At 51.4% G+C, this 20450-nt stretch carries 15 protein-coding genes; 7 read left to right on the top strand and 8 right to left on the bottom strand.

Annotated elements, in window-relative coordinates:
• Window positions 1–46: 46 nt before the first annotated feature.
• On the top strand, window positions 47–1162 hold the full coding sequence (locus tag AB4Z33_RS04890) for a TolB family protein (protein ID WP_442048846.1): 1116 nt from the start codon (window positions 47–49) through the stop codon (window positions 1160–1162).
• A gap of 71 nt (window positions 1163–1233) precedes the next feature.
• Here AB4Z33_RS04890 and AB4Z33_RS04885 read toward each other — a convergent pair whose 3' ends face one another.
• Complete coding sequence (locus AB4Z33_RS04885; RefSeq protein WP_442048845.1) at window positions 1234–3249, bottom strand: beta-galactosidase; 2016 nt, start codon at window positions 3247–3249, stop codon at window positions 1234–1236.
• 189 nt (window positions 3250–3438) lie between these two features.
• On the opposite strand from AB4Z33_RS04885, the gene AB4Z33_RS04880 reads away from it, so the two are divergent.
• Window positions 3439–4293 (top strand): AraC family transcriptional regulator, encoded by an 855-nt coding sequence (locus tag AB4Z33_RS04880; protein WP_442048844.1) that lies wholly within the window; start codon window positions 3439–3441, stop codon window positions 4291–4293.
• Between the two features lie 16 nt (window positions 4294–4309).
• Here AB4Z33_RS04880 and AB4Z33_RS04875 read toward each other — a convergent pair whose 3' ends face one another.
• The gene (locus tag AB4Z33_RS04875) at window positions 4310–5305 is read right to left on the bottom strand and encodes a formylglycine-generating enzyme family protein (protein ID WP_442048843.1); all 996 of its coding nucleotides are present in this window, start codon (window positions 5303–5305) and stop codon (window positions 4310–4312) included.
• Between the two features lie 126 nt (window positions 5306–5431).
• On the opposite strand from AB4Z33_RS04875, the gene AB4Z33_RS04870 reads away from it, so the two are divergent.
• The 3 genes from AB4Z33_RS04870 (at window position 5432) to AB4Z33_RS04860 (ending at window position 8018) form a co-directional block, all read left to right on the top strand.
• On the top strand, window positions 5432–6628 hold the full coding sequence (locus tag AB4Z33_RS04870) for an ROK family protein (RefSeq protein ID WP_442048842.1): 1197 nt from the start codon (window positions 5432–5434) through the stop codon (window positions 6626–6628).
• A 216-nt stretch (window positions 6629–6844) separates the two neighbouring features.
• Window positions 6845–7471 (top strand): chromate transporter, encoded by a 627-nt coding sequence (locus AB4Z33_RS04865; protein WP_442048841.1) that lies wholly within the window; start codon window positions 6845–6847, stop codon window positions 7469–7471.
• 10 nt (window positions 7472–7481) lie between these two features.
• Window positions 7482–8018 carry a chromate transporter gene (locus AB4Z33_RS04860; protein ID WP_442048840.1) on the top strand — a complete coding sequence of 179 codons (537 nt, stop codon included), beginning with the start codon at window positions 7482–7484 and terminating at the stop codon, window positions 8016–8018.
• Between the two features lie 101 nt (window positions 8019–8119).
• Here AB4Z33_RS04860 and AB4Z33_RS04855 read toward each other — a convergent pair whose 3' ends face one another.
• The 5 genes from AB4Z33_RS04855 to AB4Z33_RS04835 all read right to left on the bottom strand — a co-directional run bounded on the left by AB4Z33_RS04855 (window position 8120) and on the right by AB4Z33_RS04835 (window position 15249).
• Window positions 8120–9748 carry an extracellular solute-binding protein gene (locus tag AB4Z33_RS04855; protein ID WP_442048839.1) on the bottom strand — a complete coding sequence of 543 codons (1629 nt, stop codon included), beginning with the start codon at window positions 9746–9748 and terminating at the stop codon, window positions 8120–8122.
• A 69-nt stretch (window positions 9749–9817) separates the two neighbouring features.
• On the bottom strand, window positions 9818–10714 hold the full coding sequence (locus AB4Z33_RS04850) for a carbohydrate ABC transporter permease (protein WP_442048838.1): 897 nt from the start codon (window positions 10712–10714) through the stop codon (window positions 9818–9820).
• Window positions 10715–10739: 25 nt separating this feature from the next.
• A complete protein-coding gene (locus AB4Z33_RS04845; protein ID WP_442048837.1) occupies window positions 10740–11678 on the bottom strand; it encodes an ABC transporter permease in 939 nt (312 codons plus the stop codon).
• A gap of 235 nt (window positions 11679–11913) precedes the next feature.
• On the bottom strand, window positions 11914–13305 hold the full coding sequence (locus tag AB4Z33_RS04840; RefSeq protein WP_442048836.1) for a sulfatase family protein: 1392 nt from the start codon (window positions 13303–13305) through the stop codon (window positions 11914–11916).
• Between the two features lie 48 nt (window positions 13306–13353).
• On the bottom strand, window positions 13354–15249 hold the full coding sequence (locus tag AB4Z33_RS04835; RefSeq protein WP_442048835.1) for a beta-N-acetylhexosaminidase: 1896 nt from the start codon (window positions 15247–15249) through the stop codon (window positions 13354–13356).
• Window positions 15250–15633: 384 nt separating this feature from the next.
• On the opposite strand from AB4Z33_RS04835, the gene AB4Z33_RS04830 reads away from it, so the two are divergent.
• Together AB4Z33_RS04830 and AB4Z33_RS04825 are read left to right on the top strand one after the other, a co-directional pair.
• Window positions 15634–17061, top strand: coding sequence for a response regulator transcription factor (locus AB4Z33_RS04830; protein ID WP_442048834.1), 1428 nt, complete (start codon window positions 15634–15636; stop codon window positions 17059–17061).
• The gene (locus AB4Z33_RS04825) at window positions 17058–18824 is read left to right on the top strand and encodes a sensor histidine kinase (RefSeq protein WP_442048833.1); all 1767 of its coding nucleotides are present in this window, start codon (window positions 17058–17060) and stop codon (window positions 18822–18824) included. The genes AB4Z33_RS04830 and AB4Z33_RS04825 overlap by 4 nt, the downstream gene beginning before the upstream one ends.
• Window positions 18825–18838: 14 nt before the next feature.
• On the opposite strand, the gene AB4Z33_RS04820 is transcribed toward AB4Z33_RS04825, so the two are convergent.
• Window positions 18839–20317: an arylsulfatase gene (locus AB4Z33_RS04820; RefSeq protein WP_442048898.1), complete on the bottom strand. Its 1479-nt coding sequence runs from the start codon at window positions 20315–20317 to the stop codon at window positions 18839–18841.
• Between the last annotated feature and the right edge of the window lie 133 nt (window positions 20318–20450).

Raw genomic sequence — 20450 nt, 5'->3', positions numbered from 1 at the left:
ATTGCAACAATTTCTTGATATTGTAGGTATCGAGGAGGCGATCTTAATGAAGAAAACAAATAGGATCATAGTCGGTTTTGCTGCAACGTTGCTTATATACGTTACGGCCTGCAGTTCGGAAGAGGGTGTTAACAGGGTGGTCATTAAAAAGCCTGGGGAAACGATCACGGTTATTGATGATACCGGCAAGGAAGCAGGCGAGCCTACTGTTTCCGTCGACAAAATGAAACGATATGAAAAGATGGAAATAACGGACTGGTTGAACGAGGAAACCGTCATCGTATCGAAAGAAAACACGTCTCTAGATAAAATGAAGCTAGAGGAATTGTCGGATTCCTATCCTAGAAGCCTGTATACCTACAACCTAACTACCAAACAATACGAGCTGCTAAAAGAACAGGCTAATGCGTTTCTGGGAGTCGCGTCCTTATCTGCCGATAAAAGCCATTTGCTATATAGCGAATTCTCATTAGGAGATCCTGTCTATCACGTGATGGACCTGAATACGTTGGATTCATTCGGCATTATGGGAGATCCGATTGGCGGGGCTATGAGCGCCCATTGGTCGGATGATGCAACGATAATTGGCGCAGCTTACAGCGGAGGCGCCTACACAGCAAGTTCTACGGGGAGCATCGCTCCATTAGTCGGCTTAACGGAGGAAGCTTTGGTTATCGCCCAAAAAATGAAGGATAGGGTTTATTACACTACCAATTCCAATGAGTCCTTAATGGTGCTCGACCTGGGGACGAAAGTAAAGGCAAGCATGAATTTGGATCATGTTTACGGCGTATTCCCCTCGCCCGACGGGAATCAAATGCTGGTGTTGCAAGCAAACGGCTCCAAAAACGTGTTGATTCTTTGCGACGCAGACGGGGGCAATCAAAAAACGATTGCAGAAGGGACGGAGCTTAACGGGGTTTCATGGTCGCCCGATCAGCGGATGATTGCGTACAGCGAGAAGGCCGATGTAAACGGAGTAACCGTGAAGGGGCTATATATCCACGACCTGTTAACCGATAAGTCCACCCAGTTGGCCGTAGATATCGAAAATGCATCGACCTCTTGGAGTCCTTCCAGCAAAGCGCTCGTTTATGCCGAATGGAACGGCAGCCAATATAACAGCACGATCGTTCATTTAACGTATTCATTGCAAAAATAATCCATATGGAAGGTTAGCCAAAAAAAAAAGCATTTCCTCCTTACAAGGAAATGCTTTTTGACTGATTCTATTTAATTTTTGCTCTCCTCAATAATCACAAAACCCCAGCCGTCTAACTCGATTTGCTCGCCGGAAGTGATGTTCCGATCGGACAACAGCTCGATTCCGTTCCCATGAGGATAGGAGAAGGACTGCGGATCACTGGAATAGTTAAAATAATAACGGATGGTCCGCCCTGCTTCATTTACGCCACTCTTGACGATCAATGGAAAGCGAAGCTCTTGGTTCGGGCCATATAGGCCTGCAGCCTTGCAAGCTCGCTCTAACACTTTGCCCGCAACCTCCGGACTTGGCACATAACCGATATAGGTAGCAGTACCAAGGCCGTATTGGTTTTCCGTAATCGCAGCATATTTCCCCCAGTAAGGATGATCATACCAGGCGAGTACTTCAGCCGTTGTCGGAGTGAGGAGCTCCATCCACACATCAACCTTGCCCGACTCCTCATCAATACCAAATGGATTTCCCTTAAGCGAAACCTTATTCGGCTGTACGAACTGACTATATTGGATGCCGCATGCCTTTTCTATAATAGCTGGCTGAATGCTAGTCCGAACCTTAATATGTTCGTTAGCGAATCCGCTCTTAAACGTATACACAACATGGCCGCCGTTCTCCACGTATTGGTTTAGCTTATGGAGTAGTTCATCCGATGCCGCATAAAGCGCCGGTACGACAATGAGGTCATAATTCTCGAACAAGTCATAAGAGCTTGGATACAGCAGATCACAGCCAATATTCATCTCATACAACCGGTCATAGAGCAGACGAACCATTTCGTTATAGCCTACTTTGCCTCCTGGCAACTTGAACCATTCGAGCGCGGTTAACGCCTCATTACTGACAAGCATGGCTGCCCGGTTCGCCTTCTTCAAATGGATGAGATTAGCAGACAGCCGCTTGAAATCGCGACCAACCGTTATCGCTTCCTCATAGGTTGGATTCGTCCCCATATCATGGCTGAGCAGGCCCTTCCAATACGTTTCAGCGGAGTTATGGATTGAATGCCAGTGCCAATATGCGACCATATTAGCTCCGGAGGCCAGATGACTGAAGGCTTGAAGCCGAAGCTGGCCAGGATAAGGCGTCCAATTCGGAAACGCTTGGGCTTGCGTCTCAAGCACGTAGTAATTATTCCCCTTCAGTGAACGAGTAGAGTCGCCGCCGAACGAGATTTCCTTCCCTGTCAGCTCGTCCTGCGAGGGATGATAAATATCGACTCCCGCTATATCGAGCGCCTTTGCTGCTTCAAAGTGATCGACATCCTTCTGGACACCGAACGAATGGCCCCGCCAATCAAAATCGAAGTTATGCGTCACAAACTGATTAGGCTGCTTATACTCATTCACAATGGAAACTTGCCAAGCTAAAAAATCAGTAACCAACTGACGCTGGAATCGGGAGAATTCCGCGCCGAGACTGCCGTTGATCGTGCCGACAGTGGACGGGAAGTCCTCCCAGCTGTTGATTCGGTTACTCCAATAGTCGAAGCCGAATTCCTGATTAAGCCTCTCCACCGTCCCGAATTTTTCCTTCATATACTTAATGAACCGATGCTGCACATTAGGGCCGCTCGTATGGTAATGCTTGGTTTCGTTATCCACCTGATAACCAATAACAGCAGGGTGGCTGCATACTCGGCTTATCAACTTGCGGATAATTCTCTCCGAATAGAAGAGATAAGTCGGATTGATGATATCCATAATCTGTCTTGCTCCGTATCGGCCCGGCCCGCTCGGTGTCTCGGCCAGCACGTCCGGATGCTCCTTAACCATCCAAGTCGGCACGGCATACGTCGGCGTGCCGACGATCACATGAATACCCGCTTTATGCATAGCGTCAAGCACACGGTCAACACTCGTAAAGTCGAAGACCCCATTTTGCGGTTCATGAGTACTCCATGTCGATTCCGCAATGCGGACGACATTAATACCGGCGGCCTTCATCAATCGAATGTCTTCCTCAAGGCGCTCATAGGGCATATATTCGTCATAATAAGCGACGCCATAATATAGTTGTTGTTGCACCGTCCATCTCTCCTTTAAAAATCATCATGTTGATTTTCCTACCTTCATTTTAAAGGACGAGCGGACTTGAATAAATGACAAAAACATGCGACATGTATTAAAATATTGTCATTCGGATGTTAGAAACAGACTAAAAACATAGAGATCACATTCATTTAAATCAAAATATTGCGGCGTAAGGAGTTAGTCATGAACGAACACATCTTTCTGCCAAAGCCATTATTCCCTAGACATATATGCTTTCCGGATTATATCGGAGGTTTCAGCGAATTTCCCGATCATCTTGTCAATCGCGAGTTCCAAACGCAAGAATTCAATCTCCATCGCAATTATAATTTGCATGTCGTGCTGGATGGCAAAGGCTGCCTTGTCACGGAAGGCAAACGTTATGAATTAGGGAAAGGACAAGGTTTCTTATATGGACCAGGCATGAGACAAAAATATTACTCCGATGCAAGCGAGCCTTGGAACATTCGGTGGATTCATTTTTACGGGGAGCGGTTAGAGGAGCTGTTAGACAGCAGAGGGCTTGATGAGCCTTGGTTGTTTTCCTTATCCAACTTATCGTCCATCGAGAGCTTAATCGAGAAATTGCTGTCATTGGGCAGAACCTATCAGATTGATGATGAATATACCGTAGCTTCTACTTTGTATGAACTGTTAACAAGGCTGCAGACTACATCCGATCGGCTGAACGTGCCTATTAATTATGCTTCCGATAAAATCCGAGCTGTCGCGAATTACGTTCGATCCCATAGTCATGAGTCCTTCTCGATCGACAAAGCAGCTGCGCTCGCTGGATACAGCACGCATTACTTCAGTCGCAAATTCGGCCAGACGTTCGGAAAATCTTTTCCGGACTTTTTACTGGAAGCCCGTCTTATCCAAGCCAAACGCCTTCTCGCCTCAACCCAGCTGTCCGTAAAGCAGATCGCGCTAGAAACAGGCTTCTCGCAAGCCAGCTACTTTAGCGCATGCTTCCGGCAGCTTGAGGGGATGACGCCGTTACAGTTCCGAAGCCTCCATAGGATAGGTGAAGAATAATATTATGCGTACAATTCTAGTCGCAGACAACACGAAACCCCATATTTCCTGTTGAGCTGTCCGGTGTATTACTGCTTCTAGCTGCAAGCCGATAGCGATTGCAATAAGAACGATGGCACAAATACGAACCTCCCCGCACCGAACGATTTTCCGTTGGTACGTCAAACAGAGGATTTACATCCTTCGTTGTTGTATGATAATGCGGACTAAACCAATCCGCGCACCACTCCCATACATTGCCCGACATATTATAAAGGCCATATCCGTTCGGTTCATAGGCGTCCACGGGGGCAGTACCGACATAGCCGTCGCTTGCATTGTTTTTAACCGGGAATTTCCCCTGCCATATGTTGCACATATGCTTGCCATCCGGCTTTAGCAGATCGCCCCATGGATACGTCTTTCTGCTTAACCCGCCTCTGGCTGCATATTCCCATTCCGCTTCCGTCGGCAGACGCGTTCCCGACCATGCGCAATACTCCGCAGCGTCATGCCATGAAACATGAACAACCGGGTGGTTCATCCGATCTTCGATTGACGAATCGGGGCCTTCCGGCTTCTCCCAATACGCACCCTCCACGACAAGCCACCAGGGTACTTGCCGCGGCACGTTCACAACGTGCTGACGCGTTTTTTCCGACGCGAGCAAATGAAAGACATAGGACCAGCCGAATTTCTGAGCTTCCGTTACATAACCGGTTTCTCCAACGAATGCGCTGAATTGTTTGTTAGTAACCGCGTATGGCGAGATACGAAATGGATCGACGCGTACTTTCCGAATGGGTCCTTCCCCGTCTGCCGGAAATCCGTCCGCTGCATCCGTCCCCATAAAAAACTCCCCGCCCTCCAAGGAGATGAAGCTGTCATTAGGATGAGAGGAGACAATCGTCTCTTCGGGCTCATATTTCTTTGGAATGGCTGCCGTTTGCGAAGCTTGACCTCGGCTGACGGAACAACATGATTGTTTAGGCTCCAGTTTACTCGTCCCTTTCGCTATAAGTTGAGTGGTCATCTAATTAGCGTGCACGAACCTTCCAAAACAGTTTAGCACACTGAAATTCGTTGCTGATAGAAAAACAATTGCTAGTCGATTATAATAAAGGGATTCCCATGCTATTACTTGGAATGAGGTTAACGCATGAACGTATTCTCGCACCAAATCGCTTCTCCGAAGAAGCTCATCTATATGCATGTCGCCCAGCATGGCATGACTTCGAAGGCTGAGCTTATGCCCGTATCCGGCATGACAAGCAGCTCTTTGACCCGACTGCTGGACGAGATGCTCACTGATAAATTATTGCTGACTTTCCAGGGACAATCCAGCGGAGGCAGAAAACCGATTTTGTATGATATCAATCCGAATTACGGTTATTTCTTCGGTTTGGACATATCGCGCCGAACATCAACGCTTGGTTTCTTCGACGCCAAGATGAATGCCAAAGCTCTTATGCGATGGCGGATGGACGAGGCCATGTCCCCGCCTGAGCTAATTGATTATGTCGTCCGCAGCATCAAGTCCATGATGCAAGACCACCATATTGAACGAAATCAAGTGATCGGTATCGGCGTCGGAGCCGTTGGACCGCTTGAACGCAGCAAAGGAATTATTTCCAAGCCCTCCGATTTCCCGTCCCCAGGCTGGACCCATGTGCCGATCTGTAGCMTTCTGGAGGAGAAAACCGGTATTCCCGCCCGATTAGAGAACGGAGCGAACGCCGCCTTGATCGGCGAACATTGGTCGATGCGCAGCGAAAATCTGCAGCATATGCTTTACGTCCATGCCGGCGTCGGGCTGCGGTCCGCGATGATGTCGGACGGACATATCGTTCACGGCTCCGTCGATATGGAAGGGGCTGTAGGACAAATGGTCATTCAGATGGACGGCCCCCGCTTGCATGACCGCGGTAACTACGGCGCCTGGGAGGCATTCGCTTCCGTTCAAGCGCTCGTGAAACGTGCCCGTGCCGATGCGAAAACCGGACGTACGGATATCCCCGGGACAGCCCATATATCGCCGGAGCGAATTACATATGACATGCTGCTTCACGGCCTTCACGCAGGCAGCGCCTATGCGCAGGAAATTTTCACCCAGTCCGCCGTACATTTCGGAATCGGGCTTGCTAACTTGATTAATGTCCTTCATCCCGAGACCATTATTCTAGGGGGCACCCTGATTAACAGCAACGAATTGTTTTATCGGACTGCAGTAGATACAGCGCAGCGAAACACCTATTATTATCCCGACTACGTTCCGAGCTTTACGAAAGGAATCCTTCGCGAGGATGCCGTGGCGATAGGTTCGGCACTCCTGATTTGGAAAGACCTCGCTATGTAAACTAGCGTTTATCGGACAAGGCTAAAGCACCTCTTCGTGCTTTAGCCTTTTTCATGTTCCGGAACAACTTAATTCCAATTCAACAAAAACTAAACCGATTATCACCTGCTTATCTCTCCAATAAGATTTATTGATAAAGATATCCTCAATAGTTTATCCCATTTTGGAATAAAGATGATATAATAAAGAAAACACTAGCACGAAGAGGTGTCAGCTATGGAGATTCGCCCCACTAACGGTACATCGCGCTTATATGAATTATTTTGGGTTTTTCTCAAAATCGGTCCCGCTACATTCGGTGGAGGGTATGCCATGATTCCAATGATTGAAAAAGAACTGGTGGATAAGCGAAAATGGATAACCCGCCAAGAAATGAATGATTTAATGTCTTTGGCGAGCGCGGCGCCAGGTGGTGTCGGCGTGAACGCTTCTGCCTTTCTGGGTTATCGAATGGGCAAGGTACCTGGCGCAATCGCTGCGACCCTAGGCATTACGCTTCCCAGTTTTATTATCGTTTTTCTCCTTAGCGCCTTTTATGCAGCCTTCCAATCCGAGCCTAAGGTAGAGGCCGCTTTCAAGGGCATACATGGCGCAATCATCGGACTCATCGCCGTAGCAGCGTTCAAAATGGGAAAAACAGCATTGTTCGACCTGGGTACTATCCTCATTTCAGTCTGTTCGTTAGCACTGCTTTTGCTGACCGGGATAAGTCCAACGGCCATGATTCTGGTCGGATTGGTTGCAGGCATTGTCCTTATCCGCATGAAGAAGCTGCTCGGGCTGTCCGTTCAAACCGAGAAAACCCCCAGCGAGAATCCGGCCATGATTGAATATTATATTTAGGGGTGGTTCCATGCTATACTGGCAATTATTTCTCTCCTTTCTAAAGATCGGGCTCTTGTCCTTTGGCGGCGGCTATGCTGTCATTCCTACGATTCAATACGAAGTGGAGCGATACGGCTGGCTGACAGCCGAGCAATATCAGCGGAGCGTCTCGCTTGCAGGCATGTCGCCCGGACCTGTCGCAACCAACAGTGCAACGTTAATCGGTTACCAAGCGGGAGGCTTGCCGGGCTCCGTTATTGCTACGGCAGGAATGGTCCTGCCTTCTCTCGTCATCGTGAWCCTGATTGCTGCTTTTTTCTATAAAATGAATACCAATATATGGGTCAAATCCTCCTTTTACGGTCTGCGGCCCATTATTACGGGCTTGATCGTATACGCAGCGATTCATTTCGGATTCTCCGGACAATCCGAGGCCATCTACCATTGGACTACGTTCGCAACTCTATTGATAGGCGTCCTAACTTTTCTTGCCATTATCAAATATAAAGTCCATCCGATCAGCGTAATCGCGGGGGCGGCGGTCATCGGTATTGTCTTGTTCTGACAGCCGCAGCCGCAAAGCCGCAATCCGATCGTTGATCTTGGTAGACAACGCAACAGGCCATTCAGGACGGGGTCCCGTCGTGAATGGCCTGTGTGCCGGGCTTATTCGATACCTTGCTCTTTCGCCTTCGCGTTCACTTCTTCGATCATCTTGTCGAGGCCCTTGGACTTATAGCCGTCAACGATCTTCTGCCAGGATTGCTCCACGGGATCCTTCGACATCATCACTTTGAGCAAATCGTCGTGATCGAACACCGTAAAGCTGTCCTTGGTCGGAGTCGACATGTAAGTCAAGCGGATGTCGTACTCCGGCACTTTCGTGTTGTTCAGAATCCAGTCGATGTATTCCACGGCATCTTCTCTGAGGCCTTCATGGGCAATTGCCGGGTTGCTAACGTCATAGCGGTCCGATGTTTCGTATGCCACCAAGTCTCTCAGGAAACCGGTAGCCGGATACTTCTCGACATGAGGCGTCTTATCCAGCATAACCTTCTTGTCGCCTTCTACTTTGTAGTCCACGCCTTCTTTGCCATAAGTCAGGAGATCTTTGCCCTCCGGAGACAGCACGTAATCATACAGCGCCAAGATGCGGTCCAGCTTCTTCGGATCGATCTTTCCGCTGAAGTAGCTCTCGGACCAATACGTTTTGAAGATGGCGTGATTACGCTCTCCGTCAGGTCCTTGCAGCGGCTTCAATACTTTCACCGTTTCCGACATATCCTTATCCGGGTAGCCGGCAGCCCAACGTTTCGTATTGACGTTCAAATCCAGGTTGATAAATCCGCCGCCGGAAAGCATTGCCGCAGCTTTGCCCGAAGCAAATTTGTCATAGGCGATATCCGGACTTGTCAGCGCGATATCCGGATCAATCAGACCGGTATCATACATATTCTTCATGTTTTGAAGGGCAGGCAGAGCATTCTTGGAGAATACGGCCGGAATGAACTTGCCGTCTTCCTTGATCCATTTGAAATCCGCGCCGCTGCCGTCGCTCGTGGCAACCGGGTTGCCGTACAGCCAGAACAATCCGCCCAGCATCTTCACTTGTGCCGCTGTCAGACCTGTAATCTTCTTGCCTTCCGGATCGGCCTTCACGATCGCTTCAAGCATTGCATTGAACTCATCCCAAGTCTCCGGCTCCTTCGTAACGCCGGCCTCCTGCGCCAAATCCCAACGGTAGTAGACGACGCGGTCAAGCGCGCTCCAGTCCGTGCTCGGGAACATCCTTCTTGGAATCGTGTATTGTTTGCCATCGACGGCCAGCCCCGCAATGTCCGGAGCTTCAAAATATTTCGCTAGGTTTGGAAACTTCTCCAAGTCCGGCAGAGGGGCAACGACGCCTTGCTCGACCCACTTGCGTTGATATTGCGTGCCGATTGCGTCGATCGCGAATACGTCGGGCAGCTGTCCGGACGCGGCCCACATCTGAATTTTTTGGCCATAGTCATCCCAAGTCGTATTGACTGGCTTAATGGTCATATTGAATTTTTCCAAAATTTCCTGCACGATCGGGTCCTTCTCGATCTTGGTGGCTTCCGCTTCTACATCCCAGAAAGCAACGGAAATTTCCATCGGGTCCTTATACGGGTCGTCCTCGGCTCCCGCACTCGAATTCGTCGTTGCCGGGCTCTCGGACGGTTTCTCGTTCCCATTGCCGCCGCAAGCGGCAAGCAATCCCGCGATCATAGCCAAACAGGCCATGATGAAGCCAAAATTCTTAATTCCTTTCATTTTGAATCCTCCCTTTTTTGTCATTGTGAAGCTTTTGCTAGGATAGGACAAGCATCTATATGAATTTCCTTATCCTTTAATGGAGCCTACTAGTATCCCTTTGGCGAAGTGCTTCTGCAGGAAAGGATATACCATCAGGATAGGCACGCTGGAGATGACGACTGTCGCCATCTGCAAAGCAGGCGTGTACACCTTGCTGGAATTGCTGTCGGCCGCTTGCTGAGCAAGCGTATTAAGCAGCTGATTGCTCGTTATGAGCGTCTCCCGCAAGTAAATCTGGAGCGGCGTCTTCGCGGAGTCGCTGATAAAGATGAGCGCGTACCACCACTCGTTCCAACGCTCTACCGCGTAGAACAAGCCAAAGGTGGCGATGAACGGCGCGGAGATGGGAAGAATGATTTTGAGCAAAATGTACAGGTCGTTGGCTCCGTCCAGCTTCGCGGACTCTTCCAAGCTTTCCGGCAGCGTGCCGAAGTAGTTTTTCATAATAATCAAGTAGAACGTGTTCAACCCAGCGGGAATGATCATGACGAATATGCTGTTGACGAGCCCCAGCGATTTGATAATCAGATAAAACGGAATAAGCCCGCCGTTGAAAAACATCGTGAACAGGATGAGCGTCAGCATGGCGTTCCGCCCCGGCATCCCTTTCTTGGAGAGCGCGTAAGCGCCCGCAACCGATATCGTCATGCTGAACGCAACGCCAACGACGGTTACGATGAGCGTATTAACCGTAGAGCTCCAAAACTTCGCGTCGGACAGGATTACCTTATAAGCCGTTAAATCGAAGGACAAAGGCAGCAAGTACAGATTGAACTGGCTGATGACCTCGAATTTGGCAAACGAAATGATCAGGACGTTGTAGAACGGGAAAAACGTGACGAGAGACAATAGTCCGAGCACGATATACACGGCGATGTCGAACGCGCTCASTCTTGTTTTTTTGTTCGCGTGCATTTGCTTCATCAGTCGAATACCTCCAAGCTGTAATTTAATAGAGTCCTTCCTCGCCCATTCGCTTCACGATTGTGTTCGCCAAGACGAGAAGCACGAGGCTGATGACGGACTTGATCAGTCCGGCCGCCGTCATGTAACCGAAGTCTCCGCCTACCTGGAACGATGTGCGATAGATATACGTATCGATGACATCCGCCACCGCATAGACAGGTGAGCTGTACAGATTGAAGATTTGATCAAAGCTTGCTCCTTGCGTAAGAAGCTGCCCTACATGAAGAATAAGCAAAATCGCCACCGTGCTTTTAATGCCCGGCCATGCAATGTGGAGCAGTCTCTTGAACCGGTTGGCTCCGTCCATCTCGGCCGCTTCGTACAGCTCGGGATTAATGCCCGCCAGCGCTGCCAGGTAAATGATCGAATCCCAGCCGACTTCCCGCCACATATGGGTGAGATAAAGCAGAGGCCGGAAGGACTCGCTGTCCGTTAACGGCGCGATAGACTCGAATCCGAGGGACATGATGATCTGGTTCACGACGCCGTCTCGGCTGAGGATCATCGTAATGATGCCTGCAAGCACGACCCATGAGATGAAGTGGGGGAACGTAAGGACCGTCTGGAAAAACCGTTTGGCCGTTTTCCTCGAAAATTCGTTTAATAGAATGGCTAGGAAGATCGGCATCGGAAAATTGATCAGCAGCTTCATCAAGCTGATGATGATYGTGTTTTTGAATGCCGTTTGGAAATCCGCGTCGGACCATATCTTTTGGAAATGCTCGAATCCGATCCAGGGACTGCCTAGAATGCCGCCGCTGTAGTCGAACGTCTTAAAAGCCAGCGTCACGCCGTACATCGGCGCGTAGGCGAACATCGCATACCATATAAGAACCGGCAGAACCATCAGATAAAAGTATTTGTGCTGAAGCATCGTTTTCCAAAGCTTCTTCGTTGTTCCAACGCTCGCCTCGCTGCGCATCAACAGTCACTCCTTGCTTTTCTAGTATTGTGAATCCGGCGATCATTGTCTGCTTTTTCAGTATAGAAGGGACGGCGAAAGCGGAGTATGGACATAATCAGCCTTCTATGTGGACTCCGTAATGAAAGTGCTTTCAATCATTTTCAATCGCAAAATCCGACATAGTCGCCATACAAATGTACATAGCGCAAGAATAAAAGAAGGCCGGCGCATCATGCGCCGGCCTTCTGCTCCGCTATAGGTCCTTCTTGCTCCTGTATTCCTCGGCGTGCAGCGGCCCGCCTTCCTTCATGACCGTCCATAACGGATCGGTATCGTTGTCCATCGTCGCCATCATGCCGTCATGCCATTCGTTAAGCAGGTAGACCGCTTCCTTGCACACGTCCCGCCGTTCCTCTGCCAGATTGCTCTGCTCGTAAGGATCGTCCTTCAGATTGAACAGCATTTCCTTCGGAAAACCATGATAGCCGTCGTGATAAGAGCGAATATAAAGCCAATCCCCGAACCGGACGCTCCGCTGGCAGACATGGGCGCATTGCGTCAATACGAGGTAGTCCCTTCCTCGGTCCGATGCCCCGGATATGCCGTCCGCATAACTGATGCCGTCCCAGCGCTCCGGATGTTTCGCGCCGATCAGATCGGCCAGAGTGGGAGCAAGATCCAGATGGTAATGCAGTCCCTCGTTCCTCGTACCTTGCGCGCCGCCCGGCCAGCGGAAGATCATCGGGATGTGGCATGTCCCTTGGTCTGCCGTGCCGTGTTCGGAATAGATGCCAAGCTCCCCCATATTCTCCCCATGGTCCGCGCTAACGAGTATGGCTGTCTCCTCCAAGACCCCGAGCTGCTCAAGCAGCGACAGCACATGTCCGATATGATCGTCCATGTAACGGATCGCGCAGTCGTAATTATCGATAATCTGTCGTATATCTTCATAGGATCCGATTTGGCGGCCGTGCCGGCTCCACTTGCCGTAATGCGACTTCGCGAGCGCGTTCATATCCGCAATGCTGTGCTGCCCCTCCTTATGAAGATGGGATCGGAACACTTCTTCCGTCAGCCATTCCGGCAACGGTTCATCCGCGAACGGATGACCGTACTGATCCGGCACCCGGTAAGGCGTGTGGGGGTCCCAGAAGTTCAGATGCAGGAACCATTGATCCGATCGTCCGTTGTCCTCTAACCACTTCAGCGCGGTTGGGAGTAATTGATGCGCCGATTCCAATCCGTTCTCCCCGATATTATGAACCTCATGGAAGCCGGCGTTGAAGGTCCATGCGGAATGCCGGTCGGCGAACGTGCTGATCGTCGCCGTCTTGTAGCCCGCTTCCCGCAATACGAAGGGGAGGCTCTCCCGTTTGAGCCGATCCTCGAAGCCCCGGGCCGCCCCGTCCCGCCGCATATCCGCCGCGGTGCCGCCATGGCCGGCTACGCCTGTATGGATTCCGAATCTACCCGACATAAGAGCCGTCCGGGAAGGCATGCACGGCGCGTCGGAGCAATAATAGTTGGTGAAGACGGTGCCCTCTTCCGCTATGCGGTCAATGTTGGGCGACGTGGCGCGATGATAACCGTAGCAGCCCAGATGATCGGGACGAAGCGAATCGAGGTCCAAATAAAGTATTCTCATGTTGTTTCCATCTCCTTTTCGCTGATAACAGTCTATATGGCTTTCGGTCTATATGCCCGCAAGAACCGACGGCGTGGCAATCGCATGCCACAAGGCAACGCTTATGACTTTCTGCTCGCTTTCTTCCCTCGCGTCGAACGTCAGAATCGGCTCTTCCAACTCCTCCAAATGCGAAATTTCGCCTCGCGCGTACCCGCTAATGCGATCAATCGCGGTATGGATCCGCTGCAAGAGTCCACCCATGCGCAGATCGAACACATCCAGGCCGAAAATTTTGTTCTCCTTCATCCACTGCTTCTTATAGGCGTTCATGAAACGCTCGGCTCTTGCCGTTATTTCCGGCAGCAATGACTCCGCGTATTTCCCTAGCTTCTCTTTGTCGCCGGCGAGGTACGTCTCTCTTAGCTCGACGCCGATAGACGACTTCAGCTCAAGCAGTCTGCACAGCGCGGCCTGCGTTACGAAGAGGTCGTTCCATTGCGGATTGCGCGCCGCCGCAATTTCCAATAACGCTGCGCTTCTGCCATAATGCTCCCTGTAAGCTTGCGGCTGAACATGCTTATCGAATAACCCGTATAACACATCCTGATACAACAAATATTTGCTTGGATTGACCTGATTGCCCATGCTTAGACCCGGCGAAGGATTATCGGGAACCAGGTTGGCGAGATCCAAGGACATGAAATCTCCGTAATCGCCGCCCGCGCATGTCTCAAAGCGCTCCCGCACCACGGCTTCGTCTCCCGTGTTCTTATAGCAAAGCTCCGCCCACAGCTGCAAGGTCGGGAGAACAGCATAGAGCGAGCATTCCGCTCCATTGTCTCCCCATGCCGTCACGAGCGTCTCGCGTATCCCGCTTGCGACGCAGCTCTCATGCGCCATCATTCCGATATGACGGCTGAACGCGTTGTTCGGGGTGAATCCCGTCCACTTCCAGGCCCCGCCGGCGAATACAATGTTATTGCTCAGTTGTTTATGCTTCCTCATCATGCCGTCGTATTTCGCACGATCCTCCGTATAATAATCCCAGTAAACCAGCCTCAGATCCTCCGGTATGAGGGAGGCGATATCCGCCCTGATCGGACTTTCGGGATCGTAATATTCGCCGCCGCTCGCAAGCCTGAAGAACATGTCGCTCCACATCATCGGCTTGTATCCGTACGACCTAGCAATGTCCATCACTTTGGCAAAATGCTTCATCATCAGCGTGGAACGGTCATGATAACCGTGCTTGTCCAAATATTTGCCCAGCCCCATCATATGCGCTTCGTCCATCCCTATGTTGATGCTTCGGCTGCTCAGGTTGTCCGACATGGTCCGGAACATCTCTTCGATCAGCTTGTAGGTTCCCGGCTCGTCGATCAGCAATATATCGTTGCAATCTACCAGTTCGGCATGGGCACCCCACTTCAGCGCAGGTCCAAGATGCGCAAGCGTCTGAATGCAAGGAACCAGCTCGATGCCGAAAAGCGCCGCGTAACGGTCCATGCTTTTCCATTGCTCCGCCGTGTAGCGCCCTCTCATATAGCCGAAGTACGGATAGGCTTTCATCTCGTAGGTATCTTCCGTATATAGCTGAACCGTCGTATAGCCCATAAGCGCCAGTCGCCTTATCATTGTTTTGAACGCGTCCATATGCAGGACGGCGTTGCGGGAGCAATCGATCATAACGCCCAAACTGTCGTACCATGGCGTCTCCTGCACGCTGAACGGTTTGCCTTTTCTAAGACCCTCCACGGCCAGTCCGAACGCTCGAACAAACTGCGAGCCTCCGCCGCAAGCGACAACTACCGTTTGACCGTCGTACTGAACGGCGATGCCGCCGCTCCCCTGTTTGAATTGCACGGAGATGCCCTCCGCCGATAACGCAACGCGCAAGCCGCTTGCCGCTTCGGATATGGCTTGTCGTTGATCCTCCGTTAAACCCTTTATCTGAATGTCCATCCAAGCACTCTCCACTCTTTCATTGTCGTACGAGGAACGCCAAGCTAGACGCTTGGCTTCCTCTTATCGATTCGTTTGCCTGGCATGCGCCTTGGGAACGCTTACAGGAAATGCTCTTATAACCAGATCGTATGAGATCAAGGCGCATAGTCCGTTTTTTACCCGCTTGACCATCTTCCAATAAGCTCTTCCATCATGTATTCAGCCATATTATAATGAACAGTCAGGATTGCAGAGTATAGATAAAACCGTTATTTTCATTGTTTATTTTTATTAAAGTKCTTCTTTCCTTTGAAATCATAGTTTTATGCATATTTATCTTGTTTTTTTCTATACGAATCCGCGAGGATGCTCGGTTACGATTGCTGTAAAGGAGGCGTTACTGTGTACAAAGCAGTCATCGTCGATGATGAACGTTGGATTGTTGAAGGCATTAAGGCCGGCGTACGCTGGGAGAATTACGGCTTTCAGGTCGCGGGAGCGGCGGAGAACGGGCAAGAAGGGTTAGAGCTAATCGAGAAGTTGCGGCCGGACTTCGTGCTCACCGACATTAAGATGCCCCTCGTTAACGGCCTTGAGCTCATCAAGCGGGGCAAGGAAATTTCCCCGCACACGATCTTCGCCGTTCTGAGCGGGCACGCGGAATTCGCTTACGCCCAGAAGGCATTGAATTACGGCACCTTCGGCTATTGCCTGAAGCCGTTCGAGATCGAGGAAATCGAGAGCATGCTTGGCAAAATCGCGCAATCGCTGAAGGATCGGGCCCAGCTCGAGCCGGAGAACGACGCCCAAGAACTATACGAAATATTATGCTCCGGAAACGAGCAGTTGTTGGCGGAGAAGCTGCTATCTGCCGGCATGCCGGTCAGCGCGGGCATGCCGGTGACGCCGATCGTCGTACAGGGATATGCACCCGCGCCATACCGGGGAGACATGCAGCATATCCGCTTCCGCATGAACAGCAGGCGCGTAGGCCTCCTCGTCTACAGCCATAGGGTCGAGAAATTTCTAAGTCCGCCCGACTTGTCCGGCAACGCCGTGGATTACAGTGTCGGCATTGGCCCCTCTTCCGCCAGTCTAGCCGATCTGGAAGCAGCGCTGGAGGCAGCGTCCGTGGCGGCATATGGCTCCTTCTCGACTGGAAAAGGCGGCATTTATCGCCCGGTCGTTCCTTCGGAATCGACCATTGACGATCTGCTGGCGGAATTGACTGGCGCTCTCGCGCTGAAGGACCGTATGCGGTTCGTGTCGGTCATGGAGTCTTGCAGACCGTTGTTCTACCGCTATGCGTTAACGATCAAAGACGCTTACCTGATCTTCAATACCGTCATGTATTTATTCACGAGGGAAGGCGTAAAGGAGCATACCCGGTTTCTGGAAGGCTATGACCAGCTATACTACGACTACGGACATTCCGACGTTATGATCGACTACCTGGTCAAGCATACGCTGAATCATCTGTCTGACGAGTTGTCCTCCCGGCTGGCCGGAGTGACGCACAATCGCATCAAGGAAATCCTTACGTACATCCATCATCACTTTAATCAAGAAATATCGATCCAAAGCTTATCGGAGAAGTTTTACCTAAGCCCCACTTACTTGTCTCAGCTCTTCAAGAAAGAAGTAGGGGAAAACTTCGTGGAATACTTGTCCCATCAGCGAATTCAATACGCATGCAGGCTGCTGGCCGAGACGGATATGACCGTGAGCCAGATCGGCGAAAAATGCGGCTTCAACGACTACTTCTACTTTACCCGCATCTTCAAGCGGCTGAACGGCATGACGCCTACGCAGTACAGGGAGGCGCAATGAGGGCATTCAGCAAACTTTCCATCCGAACGCAGGTGCTGGCGATCGGCGCCGTCCTCCTTGCCGTTATCCCGCTGGTCAGCATCATGGCGTTCCGGCAATCCAGCGTAGTCATCGTAAAGCAGAATACGCAATACAATATGGAGCTCGTGTCCAATCTGAAGCAGCGGGTATCCGACAACTACGCCAAGATTTCGGGCATTATGGTCAATCTCGGTTATGATACGACGGTTCAGGATTTTCTGGCCGAAAATGATAATCTGCTAACGTACGAGCTTTCGAAAAAAGTACAAAGCCTAATGGGAGTCATCAAAAGCACCAACCCCGATATTGTAGACATTATTATCGTGAACGCTTCCGGCAAGCACACTTCGCTGAACGGCAAAATCGGCTTGGCTCGGGAGATGATGGACAAGCTGATCGATTACGAAGGGAACGTGCATTACGGCGGCTTCAAAAAGGCGGACCCCCTGCTCGCCAGAGACACGTTCCTCTTCGGCATGAATCTGTTCGCATCGCGCGACACGTACCGGTACGGAGAAAAAATCGGATTAATTACGGTCGTCCTAGACGCCAAATCCATTCAAGCGGAGATCGAAAAGTTTCCTAGGCTGTCGGGCACGAGCTTCTACCTCAGAACGAACGGGAATCTGGTGTACGCGAACGCTGACGGATTGGAGCTGAATCTGGACGCAGAACGTCTGACACTCTATTCCGGTTATGGCGAAAGCGCTGTCAACGAGAAGATCGGCGGGAAATCATACGCGATCCAATCCTTCGACTTGCCGGAGATCGAAGGCAACATCGTCTCGGCGGTGCCTATCGGCAATCTCATTAAGGAGCTGAAAGGGCTTAAGCAAACAAGCTACGTGATGTTGTTCGTTACGCTCCTTCTCGTTACGATACCGTATTCCGTGCTCATGATGAATATATTAAAGCCCCTCGGAAAGCTGATCGCATTCATGAAGCGGCTGAAGAGCGGCAATCTGGACGTGCTGCATACGAAGGTCGAGCTGGAGGGCTACGCGGAGATCGAAGTTATATCGACCCAGTTCAACACGATGTTGAACCGGATCAACGATCTGACACGGCAGTTGCTGGAGACGACTGGCGAGCTCTACCAAGCCGATATCGAGCGGCAACGCGCGGAGATGTCGTTCCTGCAGAGTCAGATCAACCCGCATTTTCTCAGCAATACGCTAGATGCAATCAAAGGCATCGCCATTGTAAAAGGAAATCAAGACATCTATGAAATGACCGCTGCCTTAAGCAGGATGCTGCGATACAGCATAAAGGGATCGAACGAAGTAAGGCTGGAGGAAGAGCTGAAGGTCGTCGGTTCCTATATTACGATTCATCAAGGCAGGTTCCCGGGAAGGATACAGTTCGAGCAATATACCTCGGAAGACCTGCATGACGTCCTTATCCCGAAAATGATCGTTCAACCCATTGTCGAGAATGCGCTGACCCACGGCCTCGAGCCGCATGCGAGCGGCGGCAAGGTCGTCATACAAGCAGAGCTCCGGGAAGATCGGCATATGGAAATTATCGTGACGGACAACGGCGTAGGCATCGAGCCGGAACGATTGGCACAGCTGAGGAGCACCCTTCGCTCCAGGGACCGCACAGCCTATCAACATATCGGCATGAAAAATGTGAATGACCGGATTCGCCTCCATTACGGCGAGGGGTACGGCATCGAGGTGGGCAGCCAGCTCGGAAGCGGCACCGTCGTAAGAGTACGTCTGCCGCTTCCGCCGGCATAAGCTTTCGGATCCTATTAGGGTGAAATATGACTAAGAACTGTTTGAGGCTTTCGTCCGACGATGATATTACCGTCTTGCACGTATCCTTCCTCTCGTCCGTCCAGCTCGCGGACGAGGCGTTCGCGCCACAACCGCATGCTGTCGGCATACGATTCCTCTTCCGCCTTGTTCGTCAGCTCTTGCGGGTCAAGGAGCAGGTCGAACAGCTGCTCTTCTCCCGTTTGCGTAAACCAGATATACTTCTGACGGCCATCGGTCATATATTGATGCGATTGTTCGCCGTATGCATGCTCCCCGTGAATATAGGTCCGCCAACTGCCATCTTGAGAGAGTTCCCGCGCGCGCAGCAAGCTTCGGCCGTCCACAACCGCGGGAATGTTCACGCCCGCGCAGTCAAGCAGCGTCGGCATGATGTCCCGCAGTTCCGCGACAGCGTCGACGGTTGCTCCTTGAGGGGCATCTAGCATTCCGCCTGGATCGGCTATGATCAGCGGTACTTTCGCGCTGCCTTCGTAAGGGAGCGCCTTGCGGAACAGGTGATGATCGCCGAGCAGCTCCCCGTGGTCGGAGGTGAAGACGATAATCGTACGGTCCAGTACCCCGTATTCCTCCATGGCGTTCATAAGCCTCCCCAGTTGGTCGTCGATATGGGTGATGAGCGCATAGTAGGCAGCCATCGCGCGCCTTAGGCGTCTTCTCGGAACGACGCCCGATCGGGTCACCGGGTCGAGACCGCCGCGAGCCGGATCGTCCTTAACCGCCCATTCGCCGACGACCGGATCCGGAAAGTCCGCCCCGTCATAACGGTCCCAATACGCCTGAGGCGGATCGAACGGCGGATGAGGCCGAACGAACGAGCTCCAAAGGAAGAAGGGCTTTCGCGGGTCGCGGCGGCGCAAGAAATCGATCGATTGCGTCACGACCCAATTCGTCGGATGGAGCGCCTCCGGCAGATGCCAGGGCCGGGCCATGGTCGAGGCATTGCAGTCGAGACCGAGATCGATGAGATCGGCACCGGCCCCCGCGCGTTCGCGAAGCCACGGCAAATAATCGTCGCAGCTGTCATGCGACTCCGCCACCGTGTTCGTATGCTTGAAACGGTWATGATGCAAATAGCCGTCGTGCAGCACAACGTTATGGAAGCCGCATAAGCTGCGAGCCGGATCGACATGCATTTTGCCCACGCACTGCGTATGATAGCCTGCCTTCGCCAACTCGCCAGGAAGTGTGTGCTCGTAATTCCAAGGAATATTCTCCTCGTAACCGACGCGGCCGTGCGAACGTGGGCTCATGCCGGTAAACAGCGCCGCCCGCGCAGGTACGCAAGTCGGCGTCGAAGAATACGCATTGCTGAACAGCATGCCCCTGCGCGCCAGTTGATCCAGATTCGGCGTCTCGACGACCTTGTGGCCAAGGATGCTCAGACAATCTCCTCTCATTTGATCCACGGTAATCAGCAGCAAATTCGGCCTCGAATCGTTCATTTTCGTCATCAATCCTTTCCCAGTCTCCACTCAGCTTATTACATTACTTCCATTATCCGAATTGCCTGTCCGCGTCTCAATTGCCAAATGATTCATTTTATATACCATTTGTATCGAATCATTCACGACGGAAAGCCAAGAT

This window comes from Paenibacillus sp. 2TAB19, from assembly GCF_052115185.1.
In the GTDB taxonomy this organism is placed as follows: Bacteria; Bacillota; Bacilli; order Paenibacillales; family Paenibacillaceae; genus Pristimantibacillus.
This window is presented reverse-complemented; position numbering and strand designations above follow the sequence as displayed.

Bases quoted from the DNA above. Each gene is read 5' to 3' on its own strand.
- AB4Z33_RS04890 (WP_442048846.1), top strand. From the start codon at position 47: ATGAAGAAAACAAATAGGATCATAGTCGGTTTTGCTGCAACGTTGCTT.
- AB4Z33_RS04880 (WP_442048844.1), top strand. From the start codon at position 3,439: ATGAACGAACACATCTTTCTGCCAAAGCCATTATTCCCTAGACATATA.
- AB4Z33_RS04875 (WP_442048843.1), bottom strand. From the start codon at position 5,305: ATGACCACTCAACTTATAGCGAAAGGGACGAGTAAACTGGAGCCTAAA.
- AB4Z33_RS04865 (WP_442048841.1), top strand. From the start codon at position 6,845: ATGGAGATTCGCCCCACTAACGGTACATCGCGCTTATATGAATTATTT.
- AB4Z33_RS04855 (WP_442048839.1), bottom strand. From the start codon at position 9,748: ATGAAAGGAATTAAGAATTTTGGCTTCATCATGGCCTGTTTGGCTATG.
- AB4Z33_RS04840 (WP_442048836.1), bottom strand. From the start codon at position 13,305: ATGAGAATACTTTATTTGGACCTCGATTCGCTTCGTCCCGATCATCTG.
- AB4Z33_RS04835 (WP_442048835.1), bottom strand. From the start codon at position 15,249: ATGGACATTCAGATAAAGGGTTTAACGGAGGATCAACGACAAGCCATA.
- AB4Z33_RS04825 (WP_442048833.1), top strand. From the start codon at position 17,058: ATGAGGGCATTCAGCAAACTTTCCATCCGAACGCAGGTGCTGGCGATC.